At 65.4% G+C, this 19,173-nt stretch carries 11 protein-coding genes and 1 pseudogene; 2 read left to right on the top strand and 10 right to left on the bottom strand.

Translation table 11 applies throughout. The features are described 5' to 3' along the window. Positions 1 to 473: 473 nt before the first annotated feature. From uvrA to OKW40_RS22595, 3 genes are all read right to left on the bottom strand, one after another. Positions 474 to 6,422, bottom strand: a complete 5,949-nt coding sequence (gene uvrA, locus OKW40_RS22605; RefSeq protein WP_429491568.1) for an excinuclease ABC subunit UvrA — start codon at positions 6,420 to 6,422, stop codon at positions 474 to 476. Between the two features lie 221 nt (positions 6,423 to 6,643). Continuing rightward, positions 6,644 to 8,158, bottom strand: coding sequence for an amino acid racemase (locus OKW40_RS22600; protein ID WP_429491567.1), 1,515 nt, complete (start codon positions 8,156 to 8,158; stop codon positions 6,644 to 6,646). 137 nt (positions 8,159 to 8,295) lie between these two features. Next, positions 8,296 to 9,186, bottom strand: coding sequence for a LysR family transcriptional regulator (locus OKW40_RS22595; RefSeq protein WP_429491565.1), 891 nt, complete (start codon positions 9,184 to 9,186; stop codon positions 8,296 to 8,298). A 118-nt stretch (positions 9,187 to 9,304) separates the two neighbouring features. Between OKW40_RS22595 and OKW40_RS22590 the strand changes: the two genes are divergently transcribed. Next, on the top strand, positions 9,305 to 10,048 hold the full coding sequence (locus OKW40_RS22590) for an SDR family oxidoreductase (RefSeq protein WP_429491563.1): 744 nt from the start codon (positions 9,305 to 9,307) through the stop codon (positions 10,046 to 10,048). 84 nt (positions 10,049 to 10,132) lie between these two features. On the opposite strand, the gene OKW40_RS22585 is transcribed toward OKW40_RS22590, so the two are convergent. From OKW40_RS22585 to OKW40_RS22575, 3 genes are all read right to left on the bottom strand, one after another. After that, positions 10,133 to 11,158, bottom strand: coding sequence for an aldo/keto reductase (locus OKW40_RS22585; protein WP_429491562.1), 1,026 nt, complete (start codon positions 11,156 to 11,158; stop codon positions 10,133 to 10,135). A gap of 68 nt (positions 11,159 to 11,226) precedes the next feature. Further along, a complete protein-coding gene (locus OKW40_RS22580; protein WP_429491560.1) occupies positions 11,227 to 12,966 on the bottom strand; it encodes a tetratricopeptide repeat protein in 1,740 nt (579 codons plus the stop codon). 110 nt (positions 12,967 to 13,076) lie between these two features. Further along, complete coding sequence (locus OKW40_RS22575) at positions 13,077 to 13,652, bottom strand: DUF4142 domain-containing protein (protein WP_429356927.1); 576 nt, start codon at positions 13,650 to 13,652, stop codon at positions 13,077 to 13,079. Positions 13,653 to 14,002: 350 nt separating this feature from the next. Here OKW40_RS22575 and OKW40_RS22570 point away from each other — a divergent pair, with 350 nt between their 5' ends. After that, the gene (locus OKW40_RS22570) at positions 14,003 to 14,995 is read left to right on the top strand and encodes a chemotaxis protein (protein WP_090803881.1); all 993 of its coding nucleotides are present in this window, start codon (positions 14,003 to 14,005) and stop codon (positions 14,993 to 14,995) included. A 100-nt stretch (positions 14,996 to 15,095) separates the two neighbouring features. Here OKW40_RS22570 and OKW40_RS22565 read toward each other — a convergent pair. From OKW40_RS22565 to OKW40_RS22550, 4 genes and pseudogenes are all read right to left on the bottom strand, one after another. After that, positions 15,096 to 15,212 (bottom strand): annotated as a pseudogene (locus OKW40_RS22565) (asparaginase); the annotation flags it as partial. Between the two features lie 56 nt (positions 15,213 to 15,268). Next, entirely contained in the window at positions 15,269 to 16,531 is a 1,263-nt protein-coding gene (locus tag OKW40_RS22560) for an MFS transporter (RefSeq protein ID WP_187611969.1), read from the bottom strand. Positions 16,532 to 16,807: 276 nt separating this feature from the next. After that, entirely contained in the window at positions 16,808 to 18,004 is a 1,197-nt protein-coding gene (locus OKW40_RS22555; protein ID WP_429491557.1) for a phytanoyl-CoA dioxygenase family protein, read from the bottom strand. A gap of 71 nt (positions 18,005 to 18,075) precedes the next feature. Next, positions 18,076 to 18,978: a class I SAM-dependent methyltransferase gene (locus tag OKW40_RS22550; protein ID WP_429491555.1), complete on the bottom strand. Its 903-nt coding sequence runs from the start codon at positions 18,976 to 18,978 to the stop codon at positions 18,076 to 18,078. Positions 18,979 to 19,173: the final 195 nt, after the last annotated feature.

The raw sequence follows: 19,173 nt of genomic DNA, 5'->3' as shown, positions 1-19,173 counted from the left end.
ATAATGCGAAGCCCGGCCATTGCGCGTTACCGAGTACGTTTCTTGCGCGGTTCGAAAATGTTTCAATTGTGAACTGCTTATCGACCTATTATGTCCGGGCAATTCGGTAGTTTATTCGCAAAGCGTAAATTTATCGCCCGCGGCATTAGGCATTTCCGTGGCATTCGCTCCGCACCACAAATTAATATCCAAATGCTGATTTATCAGGGAATCTAAAAATGTTTCTATTTTGAAACATCGCTGACCTCTTTCGTATGATTTAAACGCGCGCATGCGCCACGTTGATCGAACCTCGGATGATTGGATGCAGCGCAGCAATCATGTGTGGCGGACACGCGACGAGGCGCCGGCCGTTGCAACCTGCGAAGTTGCAACGGCATCCCTGATGCGCGCGTCTGGGAATGCGAGCAAACAGTCGGCTGGGGAACGGCATCGCGGCGCGCAACGGCCGCGCCACCGCTCGTCACCGTGCCTCAGCCATTCGTCCCTTCGCCGGCCAGCGTCGACGTAGCGGCCGTGCGCGCGAGCACCGGCCGCAGAGCCGCGCCCGTGTGACTCGCGGCCACGCGCGACAGGCTTTCCGGATCCGTTGCTGCAACGATCGTACCGCCGCCCACGCCGCCCTCCGGACCGAGGTCGATGATCCAGTCCGCTTCGGCGATCACGTCGAGATCGTGCTCGATGACGACGACGCTATGCCCGCCATCCACGAGCCGGTGCAGCACGCGAATCAGCTTCGCGACGTCCGCCATGTGCAGGCCAACCGTTGGCTCGTCGAGCACGTACAGCGTGTGCGGCGGCTTCTGGCCACGCCGCGTGATGTCGTCGCGCACCTTGCTCAGCTCGGTGACGAGCTTGATGCGCTGCGCCTCGCCGCCCGACAGCGTCGGCGATGGCTGGCCGAGCGTCAGATAGCCGAGCCCGACGTCTTTCATCAGTTGCAGCGGATGCCCGATGTTCGTAATCGACGCGAAGAACTCGACCGCTTCGTCGATTTCCATGGTCAGCACGTCGCCGATGTTCTTGCCGCGCCACGTGACCGCGAGTGTCTCCGGATTGAAGCGCTGGCCGTGGCAGACGTCACACGGCACCTTCACGTCGGGCAGGAAGCTCATGCCGATCGTGCGCACGCCCTGGCCCTCGCATGCGGGGCAGCGGCCCTCGCCCGTGTTGAACGAGAAACGCGACGCGGTATAGCCGCGCGCGCGCGCCTCCAGCGTGCCCGCGAACAGCTTGCGGATCGCATCCCACACGCCGATGTAGGTGGCGGGACACGAACGCGGCGTCTTGCCGATCGGCGTCTGATCGACTTCCAGCACGCGGTCGATGCTCTCCCAGCCGGTGACCGAATCGCAGCCCTGCCATATGTGCGTGACGTTCAGCGGCGCGCGCGGCGCCGAGCGCGCGAGCACGCTCGAACGCCGGTTCGCGGCCGGCTTCTCCTGGGCGGCCGCACGCGCGCGGCGCGTGGCCGGCGACGACAGCACCGAGCGCCCGACCGCATCGAGCAGATTGGTCATCAGCACGTCGCGCGCGAGCGTCGATTTGCCGGAGCCGCTGACGCCCGTCACCGCGACGAGCCGCGCGAGCGGAATGCCGACCGTCACGTCGCGCAGGTTATGCAGCTTGCCGCCATGCACGGTCAGCCAGTTCTCCGGCACCGCGGCCGCACGCTTGCCCGGCGCGATGACCTCGCGGCGCGGCTGCAGCGGATGCACGATCGGCTGTGCGAGGAAACGCCCGGTCAGCGAATCGGGCTGCGCGGACAGGTCCGCGACGCTGCCCTGCGCGATCAGCGTGCCGCCGCGCTTGCCCGCGCCCGGCCCGATATCGATGATGTGATCCGCGCGCCGGATCGTATCTTCGTCATGCTCGACGACGACGAGCGTATTGCCCTTGTCGCCGAGCTTGCGCAGCGCGTTCAGCAGAATCTGGTTGTCGCGCGGATGCAGACCGATGGTCGGCTCGTCGAGCACGTAACACACGCCCTGCAGATTGCTGCCGAGCTGCGCGGCGAGCCGGATGCGCTGCGCTTCGCCGCCCGACAAACTCGGCGCCGCGCGATCGAGGCTCAGATAGCCGAGCCCGACTTCTTCGAGGAACTGCAGCCGGCTGCCGATTTCGCTGACCACGTCGCGCGCGATTTCGGCGTCGCGGCCCGTCATGCGCAGCGTATCGATCCACGCGCGCGTGTCGGACACGGTCCATTGCGCGACGTCGACGATCGCCTGCGAGTCGAACGTGACCGCGCGCGCGACCGGATTCAGACGCGTGCCCGCGCAATCCGGACACGGCTCGTCGACGAGTCCTTCCGGTTCCTGCTCCTCCGAGGGCAGGCTCTGCTCGCGACCGCGATTGTCGTCGTCGACGATCGTGTCGTCGTACGCGGCCCGCTGCTCGCGCGTCAGCGACAGCCCCGTGCCGACGCAGCTCGTGCACCAGCCATGCTTGCTGTTGTACGAGAACATGCGCGGATCGAGCTCGGGGTAGCTCGTGCCACACGCCGGACACGCGCGCTTGGTCGACAGCACCTTCACGTCGCCGAGCTTCGCGGTGGACTCGCCGCCGTTGAGCGCGTCGTGCAGACCGTCGAGCGGCGCGAGCAGATGCATGATGCCTTTACCGATGTCGAGCGTCTGATCGAGCGCTTCGCGCAGCTCCGCTTCGTGATCGGCCGAGATGACGAGGTCAGCGACCGGCAGCTCGATCGTGTGCTCGCGGAAACGGTCGAGCTTCGGCCACGGATCGACCGGCACGAATTCGCCGTCCACACGCAGATGCGTATTGCCGCGCGCTTTTGCCCATTTCGCGAGGTCCGTATAGACGCCCTTGCGGTTTACGACGAGCGGCGCGAGGAAGCCGACGTGCTGGCCCTTGTGATCGCGCAGCAACTGCGCCGCGATCGATTCGGCGCTTTGCGACGTGACCGGCGTGCCGTCGTGAATGCAGTGCTGCAAGCCGAGCTTCACGTACAGCAGACGCAGGAAGTGCCACACCTCCGAGGTCGTGGCGACGGTACTCTTGCGACCGCCGCGCGAGAGCCGCTGCTCGATCGCGACGGTCGGTGGAATGCCGTACACCGCGTCGACTTCGGGCCGTCCGGCTGGCTGCACGATCGAGCGCGCGTACGCGTTCAACGATTCGAGGTAGCGCCGCTGACCTTCGTGGAACAGGATGTCGAACGCGAGCGTCGATTTGCCCGAGCCCGACACGCCGGTGATCACGTTGAACTTGCCGTGCGGAATGTCGACGTCGAGCGCCTTCAGGTTGTGCTCGCGCGCGTTGACGATGCGCACGACGTTCTCGCCTTCGATCGCGCGACGTGCGCGGGCCGCGCTCAGGGCCTTCTGCAGCGGGATGCCCTGGGGCTCCGCCGCGGTTGCGGTGTCCATCGCGCGGTCGTATTGCAGCAACGCCTCGCCAGTATGCGATTCGGCGCACGCTTTCACTTCGTCCGGCGTGCCCGCGCACAACACGCGGCCACCGCCGTCGCCGCCTTCGGGACCGAGGTCGATGATCCAGTCGGCCGCGCGGATCACGTCGAGATTGTGCTCGATTACGATCAGCGAATGACCGCTCGCGAGCAGCTTGCCGAACGCCTGCATCAGCTTCGCGATGTCGTCGAAATGCAGACCCGTGGTCGGTTCGTCAAACATGAACAGACGCTTCGCGATCACCTGCTTCGCGCCGCGTGCGCCGCGCGCCTGTGCCGACTCCGCGAGAAAGCCCGCGAGCTTGAGCCGCTGCGCCTCGCCACCCGACAGCGTCGGCACGGGCTGGCCGAGCTTCACGTATTCGAGCCCGACGTCGACGATCGGCTGCAGCACCCGCAATACTTCGGCGTCCTGCGCGAAGTACGCGGCAGCCTCGCTGACGGTCAGTTCGAGCACGTCGGCAATGCTCAACCCGCGCGCCGGCTGGTCGCGCTCGATCTTCACCTCCAGAATTTCCGCGCGATAACGGCGCCCGTCGCAATCGGGGCAGCGCAGGTACACGTCGGAGAGGAACTGCATTTCGATGTGCTCGAAGCCCGAGCCGCCACAGGTCGGGCAGCGGCCGTCGCCCGAATTGAAGCTGAACATGCCGGGGCCGTAGCCGCGCTGTTGCGCGAGCGGTGCCTTCGCGAACAGCTTGCGGATTTCGTCGAACGCGCCGACGTAGCTGGCCGGATTCGAGCGTGCGGTCTTGCCGATCGGCGACTGGTCGACGAACACGACGTCGGTGACCTGGTCCGCCCCGTTCAGCGCCTTGAACGCGCCGGGCGCTTCGGTGGCGAGCCCGAAGTGGCGCGCCATCGCCGGATACAGCACGTCCTGCAGCAGCGTCGATTTGCCGGAACCCGACACGCCGGTCACGCAGACGAGCCGCTGCAATGGAATTTCGACCGTGACGTCGCGCAGATTGTGCTCGCTCGCGCCTTCGAGCACGATGCGCGGCGTGCTCGCGTCGACCGCGCGACGCGACCAATGCGCGGCATCCGCGACATGGCGCCGGCCGCCGAGGTACTCGCCGGTCAGCGTGCCGGTCGAGCGAATCGCCTCGGGCGCGCCGTCGAAAATGATCGAGCCACCGCGCTCGCCCGGTCCCGGACCCATGTCGATGAGCCGGTCCGCCGCGAGCATCACCGACGGATCATGCTCGACCACGACCAGCGTATTGCCCGCGTCGCGCAGCCGGTGCATCGCTTCGACGATGCGGTTCAGGTCGCGCGGGTGCAGGCCGATGCTCGGCTCGTCGAGCACGAACAGCGTCTTGGTCAGCGACGTGCCGAGCGCGGTGGTCAGGTTGATACGCTGCACCTCGCCGCCCGACAGCGTGCGGCTTTGCCTGTCGAGCGTCAGATAGCCGAGACCGACGTCGCATAGATACTTGAGGCGCGTGCGCACTTCGGCGAGCAGCAGCTTCAGCGCGTCGTCGAGCAACGCGCTCGGCAGCGTGATGTCGTCGAAGAAGCGGCGGATGCGCTCGATCGGCATCAGCATGAGATCGTGCACGGTCAGGCCCGGCAACGCCTCGAGCTGCGCGCGCGACCACTTCACGCCGCGCGGCATGAAGCGCTGCGCGGGCGCGAGCACGTCGTTCGCATTGGCCTTGCTGCCGAGGCGCCACAGCAGCGATTCGGTTTTCAGACGCGCGCCGCCGCAGGTTTCGCACGGCGTGTAGCTGCGGTATTTCGACAGCAGCACGCGGATATGCATCTTGTACGCCTTCGATTCGAGATAGTCGAAGAAGCGTTTGACGCCGTACCAATGCGTCTGCCACTTGCCGTTCCAGTCCGGCGAGCCGTTGATGACCCAGCTGCGTTCGCGCTCGCTGAGCTCGCCCCACGGCGTGTCGCGGCGGATGTCGGCTTTCGCCGCGTAGCGCATCAGGTCGTCCTGGCACTCCTTCCACGCGGGCGTCTGCATCGGCTTGACCGCACCTTCGCGCAGCGTCTTGCGCGCGTCGGGGATCACGAGACCGAGGTCGACGCCGATCACGCGGCCAAAACCGCGGCAGGCATCGCAAGCGCCATAGGCCGAGTTGAACGAGAACAGCGCGGGCTGCGGATCGGCATAGCGCAGATCGCTTTCAGGGCTGTGCAAGCCGGTGGAGAAACGCCAGATGCGCGGCTCGACGGCTTCGGCCTGCGGCTCGTCCGAGGTAGCCGGCAGCACGTAAATATTGACGCGCCCGCCGCCGCGCTTCAGCGATGCCTCGATCGCCTCGATCGCGCGTGCTTTATCCACCGAGCGCAGCCGGAAGCGGTCGGCGACGACGTCGAGCAGCTTGCGCTTGCCGGTCGGCGAATCGACTTCGCGCTGCGCCTGCACGCGCGTATAGCCGCTCGCCGACAACCACTGCTCGACCTCCTGCGCGGACGCCGACTCCGGCAGCTCGACCGGGAACGTGACGACGAGCCGCGGCTCCTCCTGCGCGGTGCGCTCGAGCAGTTCCGCGTAGATCGTCTCCGGCGTGTCGTGCCGCACCAGATACGCGCTCTGGCGGTCGAACAGCTCGGCCGCGCGCGCGTACAGCAGCTTCAGGTGATCGTTGAGCTCGGTCATCGTGCCGACCGTGGAGCGCGAGCTGCGCACCGGGTTGGTCTGGTCGATCGCGATGGCGGGCGGCACGCCGTCGACGCGGTCGACCTGCGGCCGATCCATCCGGTCGAGGAACTGGCGCGCGTACGCGCTGAAGGTTTCGACGTAGCGGCGCTGACCTTCCGCATACAGCGTGTCGAACACGAGGCTCGACTTGCCCGAGCCGGACGGCCCCGTGACGACCGTCATTTCGCCGGTGCGCACGTCGAGGTCGACGTTTTTCAGGTTGTGCTGGCGGGCGCCGCGAATGCGGATCGTGCCCTGGATCTTGTTGCCGCTCGGGTTGCCGCCTTGGGGAGTGTCAGCGAGGGTGTCAAGGGTTGCGTCGTTGGAGGACAATTTTTCCGACCGTCTGAAGGAGTGGGTCACCTCTCACGGCCGGCTCTCGCGACCGCGCAAGTTCGGTGCAGCCGGGTCGGCGCGAGGAGCGCCCGGAAGCCTGGCTGTAGGGGGATACTATACTGTATGTTTATACAGTTTTCCATGGCGGGCGCAGACGCGCCTTGACCTCTGGATCGGCGGCGAGGCGCAAACGGCTGCGCCGCGGTCACGCCACCCGACTAGCCCAGCGCGCTTTCAACCCGCGAGCGCCCGGCCGCATCCGGCGTCGCGCAACCCGCCGGTGTGCCACACGCGACACCGTCGCCATGCGCATACGCAACGCAGCGCCTCGCCAGCACGTCGGTCGGATCGACCAGCCGCACCACGCGCCCGCCCGGACACGCGAGCACCGGCTCACGCAACAGCAACGGCAACTCCGTGCACGCGAGCACGATCACCTGCACGCCCTGCGCGAGCAGATCGTCGACGGCCGCCGCGAGGTCGTCGCAACAGTCGCCCGACGTGTGCCCCGCCTTCACGCCGCGCGGGCCGTAGATCGCGTTCATCAGACGCGCTTGCGCAGTGGCGGACGGCGCGATCTGCGCCAGGCCGCGCGCGTCGAGCGCCTGTTCGTAGACGCGGCTCGCGAGCGTACCCGAGGTGGCCAGCACGCCCACTTCGCGCAGACCCGGAAAGGTCTCGCGCAGATAATCGGCGGTACAGGTCAGCATATTGACGATAGGCACGCGCAGCGCCGGCTGGAGCCGCTCGACGAACGCATGCGCGGTATTGCACGGAATCGCGATCAGATCCGCGCCGCCGTCCTCGAGCGTCTTGCAGGCCGCGTACAGCGCGAGGGTGGGATCGTCGCCGCGCTCGAGCAGCGCCGCGGTGCGGTCGGGGATCTGCGGATTCTGCTCGACCATGATCCGGATATGGTCCTGGTCGCGCGCGGCCGGCGTGTTGCGCACGACCTTGGCCATGAAATCGACGGTCGCGGCCGGCCCGATGCCGCCGACCACGCCGAGGCGGAACGCCCGCTCCGGCTGCGTGTACTGCGCCGCCGCGACATAGCGCGCATACACCTGGTTCGTATCGACGAGCGGCACCTCGATGCGCCCGAGCGCGCGCAGCACGAGGCCGATCTCCGCGAGCCCCGGCACGATCACGTCGACGCCCTGCGCGACCAGATCCGCGCACGCCGCGCGCAACAGCTCGACGGGCCGCCCGTGCAGGCGCCCATCGCGGATGCCCCCGACACCGAAGACGGCGCTCGTCACGCCGTCGAAACCGGTGTCGTTGCGCGGATAGCACACGTCGAACTGCCCGGCTTCGAAGTAGCGCTCGAACAGGCCGTTCGCGCGAATCGCCGCCGACGTCAGCACGCCGATTCGGCGCGCCGACGGATAGGTGCGCCGCACGTGCGCGGACAGCGCGGTCATGATGTTGGCGACCGGCACGCTGACGTTGGCCGCGAGTTCGTCGATGAAGGTATGGCTCAGAAAGCATGGCAGCACGATCGCGTCGACGCCGCGTTTTTCGAACGCGCGCATCGTGTCGAACACGTGGATCTTGAACTGCGGGTCCGTCGCCTCGGGCGCGGCGGGCCCCTGCCACGCGCGCGGTTCGAAAATCAGATCGAAGGGGCGCGCCTCGCCTGGCCGGCGCGACGCCGTGCTAATCCGGCTGAGGATGTCGGCACTGGCGAACTGCGCCGCGCCCGTCGCCACACCCAGCGAACGAAAACGATTCATGATCAGATCCCCCGGTCGTTCTGTGCGTCCACCCTCGATCACGGGCGGCTTTCTGCGCTCTTGAGAATGACATTATGCGAGGCGCACATGTCCAGGCGTTAACCACGAAAACGCATTCCTTTGCGTTTTTCGCTCCCTCAGCTCACCGGCTCGAAAATCTCCCGCAGCCACTGCGCGAACACCCGCACGCGCGACGACAACTGCCGGTTCTGCGGATACAGCACCGACACCGGCATCGGTGGCGGCGGATAGTCCGCCAGAATGACCCGCAGCCGCCCCGCCGCCAACTCGCCATCCACGCGGTAACGCGGTACCTGCACGATGCCGAGCCCGGCGAGGGCCGCGCCCGTGTACAGTTCGGCGCCGCTGACCGACACCGCCGACGGCAGCACGAGCGCGGCATCCCGCCCGTCGACGCGGAATTCGAGCGGCACCGGCTTGCCGGTCGCGCTCGACACGTAGTTGACCGCGCGATGCGTCGACAGCGCGTCAGGATCGGCCGGCTCGCCATACTTGGCCAGATACGCGGGACTCGCGACCGTCACCTGCTGCAGTTGCGCGACGCGCCGCCCGACCATCGACGAATCCTGCAGCACGCCCGCGCGCAGCACGCAATCGATGCCCTCGCGCACGAGGTCGACGAGCCGGTCGTCCTCGCCGATCATCAGCTCGATGTCGGGAAAGCGCGCGAGAAACGCGGGCAGCGCCGGCACCACGAAGTGTCGCGCGAGCGTGCCCTGCACGTTCACGCGCAACAGCCCCTTTGGCGCGAGATTGGAAAACGCCCCCTCGGCCTCCTCCATATCGGCGATCAGGCGCACGCAGCGCTGGTAATGCGCTTCACCGTCGGGCGTGAGCCGCACCGTGCGGGTCGTGCGTTCGAGCAACCGCGCGCCGAGCCGCTGCTCGAGGCGCTTCATCAGGTTGGTGACGGTCGCGCGCGGAATTTGCAGATCGTCGGCGGCGCGCGTGAAGCTCTGGCGCTCGGCGATCCGCACGAATACGCGCATTTCCTCGAAACGGTCCATAGCGGCGGATTATTAAAGCAAACGGAATGATGATGGCGAGTCTAACCGGATTATCTCTGCGCGCAAAGCGTTCATGATCCACCTCACCGATCCACCACCTTCTATGAGGAAACCAATCATGAACACGAACCCACAACCGAAAGTCGCCATCGTCACGGGCGCATCGCGCGGCATCGGCACGGCGATCGCACAGCGGCTCGCGAACGACGGCTATGCGGTCGCCGTCAACTACGCAGCGAGCGCGGGCGAAGCCGACGCGCTCGTCAGCGCGATCCGCGAAGCTGGCGGCAAGGCGGTCGCGGTGCAAGCCGACGTGTCGAAGCCCGGCGACGTACGTCGCATGTTCGAAATCACCGAACGCGAACTCGGCAAGGTGGATGTGCTCGTCAACAACGCGGGCGTGATGAAGCCCACGCCGCTCGCCGACACGCCCGACGCACTCTACGACCAAACCTTCGACATCAACGTGCGCGGCACCTTCAACACGCTGCGCGAAGCGGCCGCGCGCCTGAACGACGGCGGGCGCATCGTCAATTTCTCGACCAGCGTGCTCGCGCTGAACCTGCCCGGCTATGGCATCTACACGGCGACCAAGGCGGCCGTCGAAGCGTTCACGCGTGTGTTCGCGAAGGAACTGCGCGGGCGCAACATCACGGTGAATGCGCTCGCGCCGGGACCGATCGCGACCGCGCTGTTCCTCGAAGGCAAGACCGACGAGCAGATCGAGACGTTCGCGAAGATGCCGCCGCTGCAACGCCTCGGCGAGCCGGAAGACGTGGCGGGCGTGGTCGCGTTTCTGGTCGGCCCGGATGCGGGTTGGGTCAATGGGCAGGTATTGCGGGCCAATGGCGGTTTGGCTTGACGGGATGCGCTGGTCCAGCGTGCGGCCGCGCTGGACCAGCGCATTGCGCCGGCTGCGGCGCCTGGAACGTGGTCGACCCGCCGCTCAAACCGCCTTTGGATTGCGTTCCGCGAAGCCTTCCTGATGCCAGTACGGATACGCGGGGCGCACCGTGCTGGCCGCATCGAGCTTCGCGACCTGGTCCGGCGTCAGATTCCAGCCGACCGCGCCGAGGTTTTGCCGCAGTTGCTCCTCGTTGCGCGCGCCGATCAACAGCGTCGCGACGGTCGGCCGTTGCAGCAGCCAGTTCAGCGCGATCTGCGGCACGGTCTTGCCGGTTTCGGCGGCAACTTCGTCGAGCGCGTCGAGCACGTGGAACAGATAGTCTTCCGGCACCGGCGGCCCCATGTCGGCGGTCTTGTGCAGACGGCTCGTCTCCGGCAGCGGCTGGCCGCGCTTGAGCTTGCCGGTCAAGCGGCCCCAGCCGAGCGGGCTCCACACCACGGCACCGACGCCCTGGTCGACACCGAGCGGCATCAGCTCCCACTCGTAGTCGCGCCCGACCAGCGAGTAGTAGGTCTGATTCGCGACATAGCGCGGATAGCCGTAACGGTCGGCGATATCAAGCGACTTCATCAGATGCCAGCCGGAGAAATTCGACACGCCGATATAGCGGATCTTGCCCGCGCGCACGAGGTCGTCGAGCGTGGACAGCACTTCGGGGATCGGCGTTTTCGCGTCGAAGCCGTGCAACTGGAACAGGTCGATGTAATCGGTTTGCAGACGCTTGAGCGCTGAATCGACCGCCTGGATCAGATGGAAGCGCGACGAGCCGACGCCGTTCGGATCGTCGTCGAAACGAAACGTCGCCTTGGTCGACAGGATCGCCTTGTCGCGCTTGCCCTTCAGCGCCTCGCCGAGCACCGACTCGGACGCGCCCTTCGAATAGATGTCGGCGGTGTCGAACATCGTGACGCCCGCGTCGAAGCAGATGTCGATCAGACGCCGCGCTTCGGCGACGTCGGTCGCGCCCCACGCCTGGAAAAATTCACCCTTGCCGCCGAACGTACCGGTGCCGAGACTCAGCACCGGCACCTTGAAACCCGATGCACCCAGATGTCTGTATTCCATTGAAGAACTCTCCGTGGCATTGCCATCGATGAACGGAAGTTCAGTCTACGCGTGTCCGCCCGAAGGCGTCACGAAGGCGGGGCGCTCAGATTCACCAATGCATCGCGCACGGCATCGATCACGCCGCCCCAATCGCCGAGCGCCGGTTGACGGAACAGACGTGCGCACGGATACCACGGCGTGTCGCTGCGTTCGAGCAACCAGCGCCAGCAGGTGTCGAAGCGGTTCAGGATCCAGACGGGTTTGTCGAGCGCGCCGGCCAGATGCGCGGTGGAGGTGTCGACCGAAATCACCAGATCGAGACTGGCGACGAGCGCGGCGGTATCGGCGAAATCGTGCAGCAGCCCGGTGTAATCGGCGACGCGTTCACCGTAGGCGCTTTCGGCTAATTGCGGCGCGGCCGCGCCCTTCTGCACGCTGAAGAAGCGAACGTTCGGCACCTCGAGGAGCGGCGCGAGTTGCTCGAACGTGAGCGACCGACGCGCGTCGATCTTGCGCAGCTCGGCGATATGCGCGCGGTTCTCGCCGGCCCAGACGAGGCCGACTTTCAGCGGCCTGATTGCGTTGGCATCCGCGTTGATGTTGCCGTCGTGTTCGATCCGCTCACGCCATTCGCTGACGGCCGCCGGCTGCGCAAAAAGATACGGCGTCGCCGCCGGAATGCTCGCTTCGTTCGTGCCGAACGCAAGCGGCAAGCTCAGCAGCGGGCAATGACAATCGAACGGCGGCAACGGCTGCCCCGCTTCGATCAACTGATCGACACCATCGAGCGTCGACAGCAATCGCAACAACGCGCCCGGCACTTCGAGCACGACCTTCGCGCCGAGCTTCGCAACGAGCGGCGCATAGCGGCAGAACTGCAACGTATCGCCCAGGCCCTGCTCCGCATGCAGCAGAATCGTTTTGCCGTCGAGCGGAACATCGCCGAGCCACAACGGCTGCGCGAACGCGCGCCTGCCGGCCTTGATGCGGCTGCGCTCCCAACGCCATTCGTATTCGCGCCAGCCGGTATCGAAGCGGCCCATTTGCAGCAGGCACAGCGCCTGGTTCCAGTGCGTTTCGACCGACGCCGGATTCAACGCAAGCGCGCGCTGATAGCTCGACAACGCCTGTTCGCGCTGATTCAGATCGATCTGCGCGAGACCGAGGTTGTTCCATGCATCGACGAAAGCAGGCGCAAGTTCCAGCGCGCGTTGGTAGCAGTGTCGTGCTTCGTGCGGCTGGTTCAGATCGCCGAGCACGTTGCCGCGATTGCTCCACGCATCCGGATAGTTCGGCTGCAACGCGAGCGCCTGGTCGCAGCTATCGAGCGCATCGGCATAGCGGCCGAGATCGCGCAGCACGCATGCGCGATTGTTCCACGCCGGCGCAAACTCCGGCACGAGCGAAAGCGCGCGTTCGTAGCTCGCGAGCGCATCGAGCGGACGGTTCAGCGCCGCCAATGCGTTGCCGCGATTGTTCAACGCATCGGCGAATTTCGGCTGCATCGCGAGCGCCCGCTCGGCACACGCGAGCGCTTCGTCATGGCGCTGCAACGCGTTCAGCGCATAGGCGAGATTCGAATGCACGGCCGGCTGTCTCGCGTTGACCACGAGCGCCTTCTTCAGCAGATCGACGCCTTCCTGCAAGCGGCCCGTTTGCAGCGCGAGTTCGCCGAGCCAGCGCAACGCGTCGCCATGCTTCGGCTTCAGTTCGAGTATCTCGCGATACATCTCCTCGGCTTCGACGAGCGCGCCGTTCTGCTGGAGCGCGACGGCTTGTCGAAGCAGATGGTCCAACTGTTGCGGCAGACTGGCGTGCTTGCTCATGCGGTACCTGGAATCGGAGGCGCGAAGAATCGTCGGAAGAAGCGCACGATTATCGCCGAAAAGCCCGGGTTCGAAGTACCGCCGCCTGCCGCGTAGCGACGTGACGCCGCTTATTGCGCGGCCACGGACAGATGCTTGCGCTTCGCGAGATCCTGCGCCATCGCATAGTGCTGCTGGATCGTCGGCAGCGCCTGTTTCGCGGCGGCCGTCAACTGCTCGTCGCGGCCCGCTGCGATTTCCGCCTGGAAAGCGGACAGTGCCTTCTGTTCACCCGCGAGCGCGACCTGCTCGATGTACACCTTGTCGAAGTCCGCGCCGCGCAGATGGTTGATGCTTGCGAGCACGGCCGCATCGGGATCGTTCTTCGGCACGTCGACACCGCGCGGACTCGCCGCGCGCAACGCGTCGGTGATCCTGGCGTCGTCGCTCGACACGCGCTCGGCGAAGGCCTTCACGTCGCGGTCGGCCGAACGCGCGGTGGCGATACGCGCCGCATCGCGCTGCGTCGCGACGGCTTGCGTGCCGTCCGCGATGAAGGTCTGGTCGGCGGCATGCAGGCGGCCCGTGTCCGTGGACGCGGCGCTCTGCGCGCTGGCCACCGAGGCGGCCGTCAGAAGACCACCGAAGCAGGCAACGGCGGCGATGCGGGCCAAAGCGACGGAAGGGACGGAAGGCAGGCGGATCATACGTTCTCCTTGAGGTGAAAGCATCTGAAAGCAAAACGACGGACACGTGTGCGCCGCGAACGAAGCGTGCGATGCAAAACGCTGCGGACTGCTTGCGAGCCCAGCGCGGCGCCACGCTTTTATCGCTGCCGATTCTAGAAGCCACCCCGTCGGGCAGGTGAAACGCTGCTGTCGCTTCTGTAACCTTAGGTAACCCTCATATGAATGCGCACACGTTTGCCGTATTCGTGTGAATCGCGCGCGCCGCTCGACGCTGCCACGCAGTGCTGAATTTTTCGCCATCGGCGCCGATAACCAGATACAGGCACGCTCAGCACCGCTCAGCACCGCAATTCTGGAGAACGATTCCGATGGCAGACGACCACCGTGCCAATCACGAGCGCCACACCGAACGCAGCAACCTGACGAGCTCCAACAAGTTCGAGCTGCTGCTGTACCGCCTCGGCCACGTGCCGGGCAGCGACGCGCACGAGTTGTATGGGATCAACGTGTTCAAGGTGCGCGAAATCTCGACGATGCCGACCGTCACGCCGATCGCCGGATCGTCGCCTTACGTGATGGGCGCGGTCGACATTCGCGGGCAGATCATCCCCGTGATCGATCTGCCGCGGCTGATGGGCTGCGAGCCGACGCGCGGCCTGAACATCCTGCTGGTCACCGAATTCGCGCGTTCGACGCAGGCCTTCGCGGTCGAGGAAGTCGACGACATCGTGCGACTCGAATGGAACCAGGTGCTGTCGGCCGATGGCTCGGCGGGCGGCAAGCTCGTCACGAGCATCGCGCGCATCGACGGCAATACCGGCGACTCGCGCCTCGCCCAGGTGATCGACGTCGAGCAGGTGTTGCGCGACGTGTTCCCGTCGCAGCATCCGAGCGTCGATCCGGCCTCGGTCGGCCAGGCGCTCGGCATCCGCCGCGGCGCGAAGATCCTCGCCGCCGACGACTCCGGCTTCGCGCGCAAGCTGATCGAACAGGCGCTCACCGCGATCGGCGCTGACTACATCATGACGAAGACCGGCGAGGAAGCGTGGCAGACGCTGCAGCAGGTCGCGCGCGAAGCGCAGAAAAACGGCGCGCGCGCGAAAGACACCATCGCGCTCGTATTGACCGATCTGGAGATGCCGGAGATGGACGGCTTCATGCTGACGCGCCAGATCAAGGCCGATGAACGCACGCGCGATATTCCGGTGATCATTCACTCGTCGCTGACGGGCGCGGCCAATGAGGCGCATGTGAAGAACGCGGGCGCCAACGGCTATGTCGCGAAGTTCGCGGCGAGCGAGCTCGCCGATGCGATCCGTGATGCCCTGGGTGCCGCGCCGGCGAAGGCGGCGGCGGCTTGAGCTCTGGGGTGTCGAGCAGTGAATCGGGTCGCCGCGCTCAACGATGCGCGGCAAGCTCGATCGAGAAGTCCATCCGGCCGATCTCGACGCCCATCGTGTTGAGGCGCTGCGGCGCATCGACGACCGCGACGTGCGCGAGATGCGTGTTCTCGACGGATTCGCCACGATAGATCGTCGCCGCGACCGGCGCGGCGGGGTGCAGTTCGGACTGGCTCATGTGGTTCGTCTCCTCGTCGTGTCATGGATCGGGCGATGGCGCCCAGGCCCTGGCAATCAGGCGCTCGCCGCGAGCGCCTCTTCGCGCTCGAGCGTGCGCGTGTGCCGCAGTTCGGGAAAGAACCGCATCCACAACAGCGCGATCGCGATCGTCGCGACACCGCCGACCAGCACCGCCGGCTGCGCGCCCCACCATCCCGCGGTCAGGCCCGATTCGAACTCGCCCAATTGATTCGACGTCCCGATGAACAACGAATTGACCGCGCTGACGCGGCCGAGCATTTCATCGGGCGTGCGCAATTGCACGAGCGACAGCCGCACCACCACGCTGATCGTGTCCGACGCGCCGAGCACCATCAGCGCGAACAACGAAACGAGGAACTGATGCGACAGCCCGAACACGATCGTCGCGATGCCGAACACGATCACGCCGCCGAACATCGCCGCGCCGGGCCGGTTGCGCAATGGAAAATGCGCGAGCCAGATCGTGCCCGCGAGCGCGCCGATCGCCGTGCCCGAGCGCAACAGGCCGAGACCGAGCGGGCCCGCGTGCAGCACGTCGCGCGCGAAGATCGGCAGCAACGCGGTCGCGCCGCCGAACAGTACCGCGAACAGATCGAGCGACAGCGCGCCGAGAATCACCGGCTCGCGACGAATGAACGCGATGCCCGAAAAGATCGATTCAAGCGTGACGGGCGCGCGGCTCGCCGGCTTCATCTGCAACGGAATGCTCCACACCGATGCGGCCGCCGCCGCGAACGTCAGCGTGCACGCGAGATACGCGGCACCGGGACCGATGCCGTACAGCAGACCACCGAGCGCGGGCCCGGCGATCTGCGCGGTCTGATTGGCGGACGTCGCCCACGCGGTCGCCTTCGGCAGATAGCCGCGCGGCACCACGGCCGGCAGCAGCGACGCCACGGCCGGCGATTCGAACGCGCGCGACGCGCCGACGCAGGCAGCCAGCACGTAGATGACCGGCGCGCTGATCCAGCCGCCGAAGGTGCCGATCGCGAACAGCAATGCAGCGACACTTTCGAGGCTCTGGCAGACGGCGGCGATGCGGCGGCGATCGTAACGATCGGCGACATGGCCGACGACGAGCGTCAGCAGGAACATCGGCAGAAACTGCGCGAGGCCGACGAGGCCAAGTGCGAACGCGCTATGCGTGAGCGCGTAGACATGCCAGCCCATCGCGACCGCGAGCATCTGGAACGACAGCGACGACAGGATGCGGGTGCACCAGAAACGCTGGAACGGCGGGTGTTTCGGCAGGCTGAAATGCGGGGAATCGGCGGGATCGATGGAGGCTGGGGGCATCGGTTGTTGCTCGTGACGGGGCGCATCGGGGCGTGGGTTGGGCGGGCGCTAGTTTAGAGCAAGACCGGAGGGCATGCACAAAGGAGGCTGGCACGGGCGGCGTGATGGCGGACGGCCCGTGCCGGGGCGGGCGCGCTCGAACGCATGCTTTGGGCGGAGGCGGGTCGTCAACCCGGGTGACTGTGCGCGCGAGACGCGGACAAAAGGTTTCGACATGCACCTTCCGCGAACTTGCCGAAGCAGGCCGCCTTCGCCTGCCTCGGCGCCACGCATGACTCAGGGCCGCAACGGCCGGCCTTCCGCGCGGCCGAAGTCGACGAAGTGATCGACCGGGTCGACGCCCGCCGCGCCGACGTCGGGATTCGCTTCGAGGTAAAGCTTCGGATCGAAACCGTCAGGCAGTTGGGCAAGCCGCGCCTTGCGTCGAAACGATTCGGCGCTGCTCAACGGGCGACCTTCGAATCGACCGTAGTAGATGTAGTGCTGCAATGCATTGCCGCCGCTCGCGGCGACGTCCGGATTGGCCTCGAGGTACGCCTCGCCGTCGAAGTCGACGATTGGCGTCAGGCTCGACGGCATGCCGGTCAGGTCGTGATAGCACAAACAGCCATCCGCGAAAAAATGGCAAACCAGTGCCTTGCGACTCACGTGCGCCGGATCGCGCATCTTGCTGCCGCCGTGCAGCAGGTTCGCATGCCACAACAGCACATCGCCCTTTTTCGGGTAGAAGTGCTGTGGGCCCGATGAACGTTCAGCGATGAGCTTCTGAATCGCGGGTTCGTAGATGTCGTGATAAGCGGAATACCCGCAACCGAACGGCATGCCCAATTCAGTCGACATCAGATACGGCAGCTTGTGCGTGCCGGGGTGATAAACGAGCGGCCCGGAGTCGGGATGAATATCCTCGAAGGCGATCCAGTTCGCGACCAGATACCCGTTCGGATAGGTCGACATGTGAATCGAATCGGAATGCTCGAGTTGCTCGCTGCTCTTGTGACCGCCGATCGTCTGGAACGGCGCCGATTTCGCGCCCAGCAGCAGACTCACGATCTCGTTCATGCGCGCGTCGAACAGCATCTCGCGAACAGCCGGCACGTTGAAATGCGGATTCAGCGTGCGCCCAGGCAGCGTATCGCCTTCGAAAAGCGGCTCGGGCGGCGGCCGCAGCGTGCCGTCGACAATCGCGTTTTCGTAGGCTTGCCACGTCGAATCGAGCTGTTCCGTCTTGAAGAAACCCTCAATGATCAGGTAGCCGTCGCTCACCCATTTGCGGCACCATTCGGCCTGCTGCTCGCTGATTACGCCTCGGGACAACAGCTTGGCAACCCGCTCCAGCGCATCCGGTCGATCGAGCCAGGGAACGGGGCCCGCCGCGGGAAATTTTTCGAATTTGAAAACCTGGGTCTGATTGTCGATCGGAACGTCCGCGACGACGGGCCTATCGAAAAAGCGCTGATTCTCGAGAGTATTCATGTTCGGGAAACTTTCCGGGTTCGCGTTTTAGGGTAACTGGCTTGAACACGACGCTGGCTGTGCGGTGTCGATCACTCGAACGAGCGCCCTTCCGCACGGCCATAGCGGATGTAGTGTTCCGCGCCAGAGCTGATGTGCTTGTGCGCAACGGCTTCTGCTACGTCGGGGTTGCGCTGAAGATAGTGCGCCTCGTTGAAATGCGGAATGCGAGCAGCGTAAAGAAGAATCGACGGGCCGGCCGGATGTTGTTCGCGATCGTCCACGCCGACGATCACCGTCATACCCAGTGCGTCGAGGACCGCCATCAGGCTTTCGCGGGTCATCCAGTTGGCTTGCGGAGCAGTCCCGCCGATGAATTTTACGTTGTTGATGCTGTCGAGATAACTATGTCGGTGGAGATGCACTTCGCGTCCGCGAAACTCCGAGACGGTTGGCGTCGGATCGACGTGCCTTTGCAGGTTCGCATTCGTCCGCGCGACTTCGGCATCGTAATAGTGCGTCCAGATGCAGATCGAATCTGACGCATATGCCATATCTTCCAGTAGCGATACCGGATCGATCATGTGATAGAGCACGCCGCTTGCAAGAATCAGATCGAATCGCTGATCGCGCTTTTTCAGCAATTCTCTGAAATCGCCATACATGAATTCGGCATTGAACTTCAATGCATTCTGCACGAGCAGGCATTTGAGAAAGGACTTCGAATTCGCCTCGATAGCAAGGACACGTGAGGCGCCGGCTTTGGCCATCATGAACGTATGGCCGCCTTCCATGGGTCCGAGTTCGAGCACGCTTTTTCCGGAAAAGCCGCCGCACATGATCTCGAACCAGTGGAGACGCCCATCGTCGAAATGGGGCGCCATACCTAAACCGTAGCCCGGCACATCGGACACCCATGTGCCATCGAAAAGATTGAAAGCCAAAGTATGGCCTGGCTCTTCAGTTGCATACAGATCCAGTTCAGTTCCTTTCAATTTGGCGCCTCGATTGATCGTCAAGTTTGCCGATTATGGTGCATCAGCGCGCCGCATGTCACGCGACGGGTGTTAAATCGAACGCGCGTCCGCATCAATGGGCATGATTGGGCATCAGTCGGGCTCGCCGCGCGCTTCGCGGTGCGTATATTTATGCTTGATGTATCGATGTGAACTGCCGGGCTGTTTGCGGCT

Source organism: Paraburkholderia sp. RAU6.4a (genome assembly GCF_050435625.1).
GTDB classification, from domain to species: Bacteria; Pseudomonadota; Gammaproteobacteria; order Burkholderiales; family Burkholderiaceae; genus Paraburkholderia; species Paraburkholderia tuberum.
The sequence above is the reverse complement of the archived record's forward strand: the minus strand, read 5'-3'. Positions and strand labels throughout refer to the sequence as shown.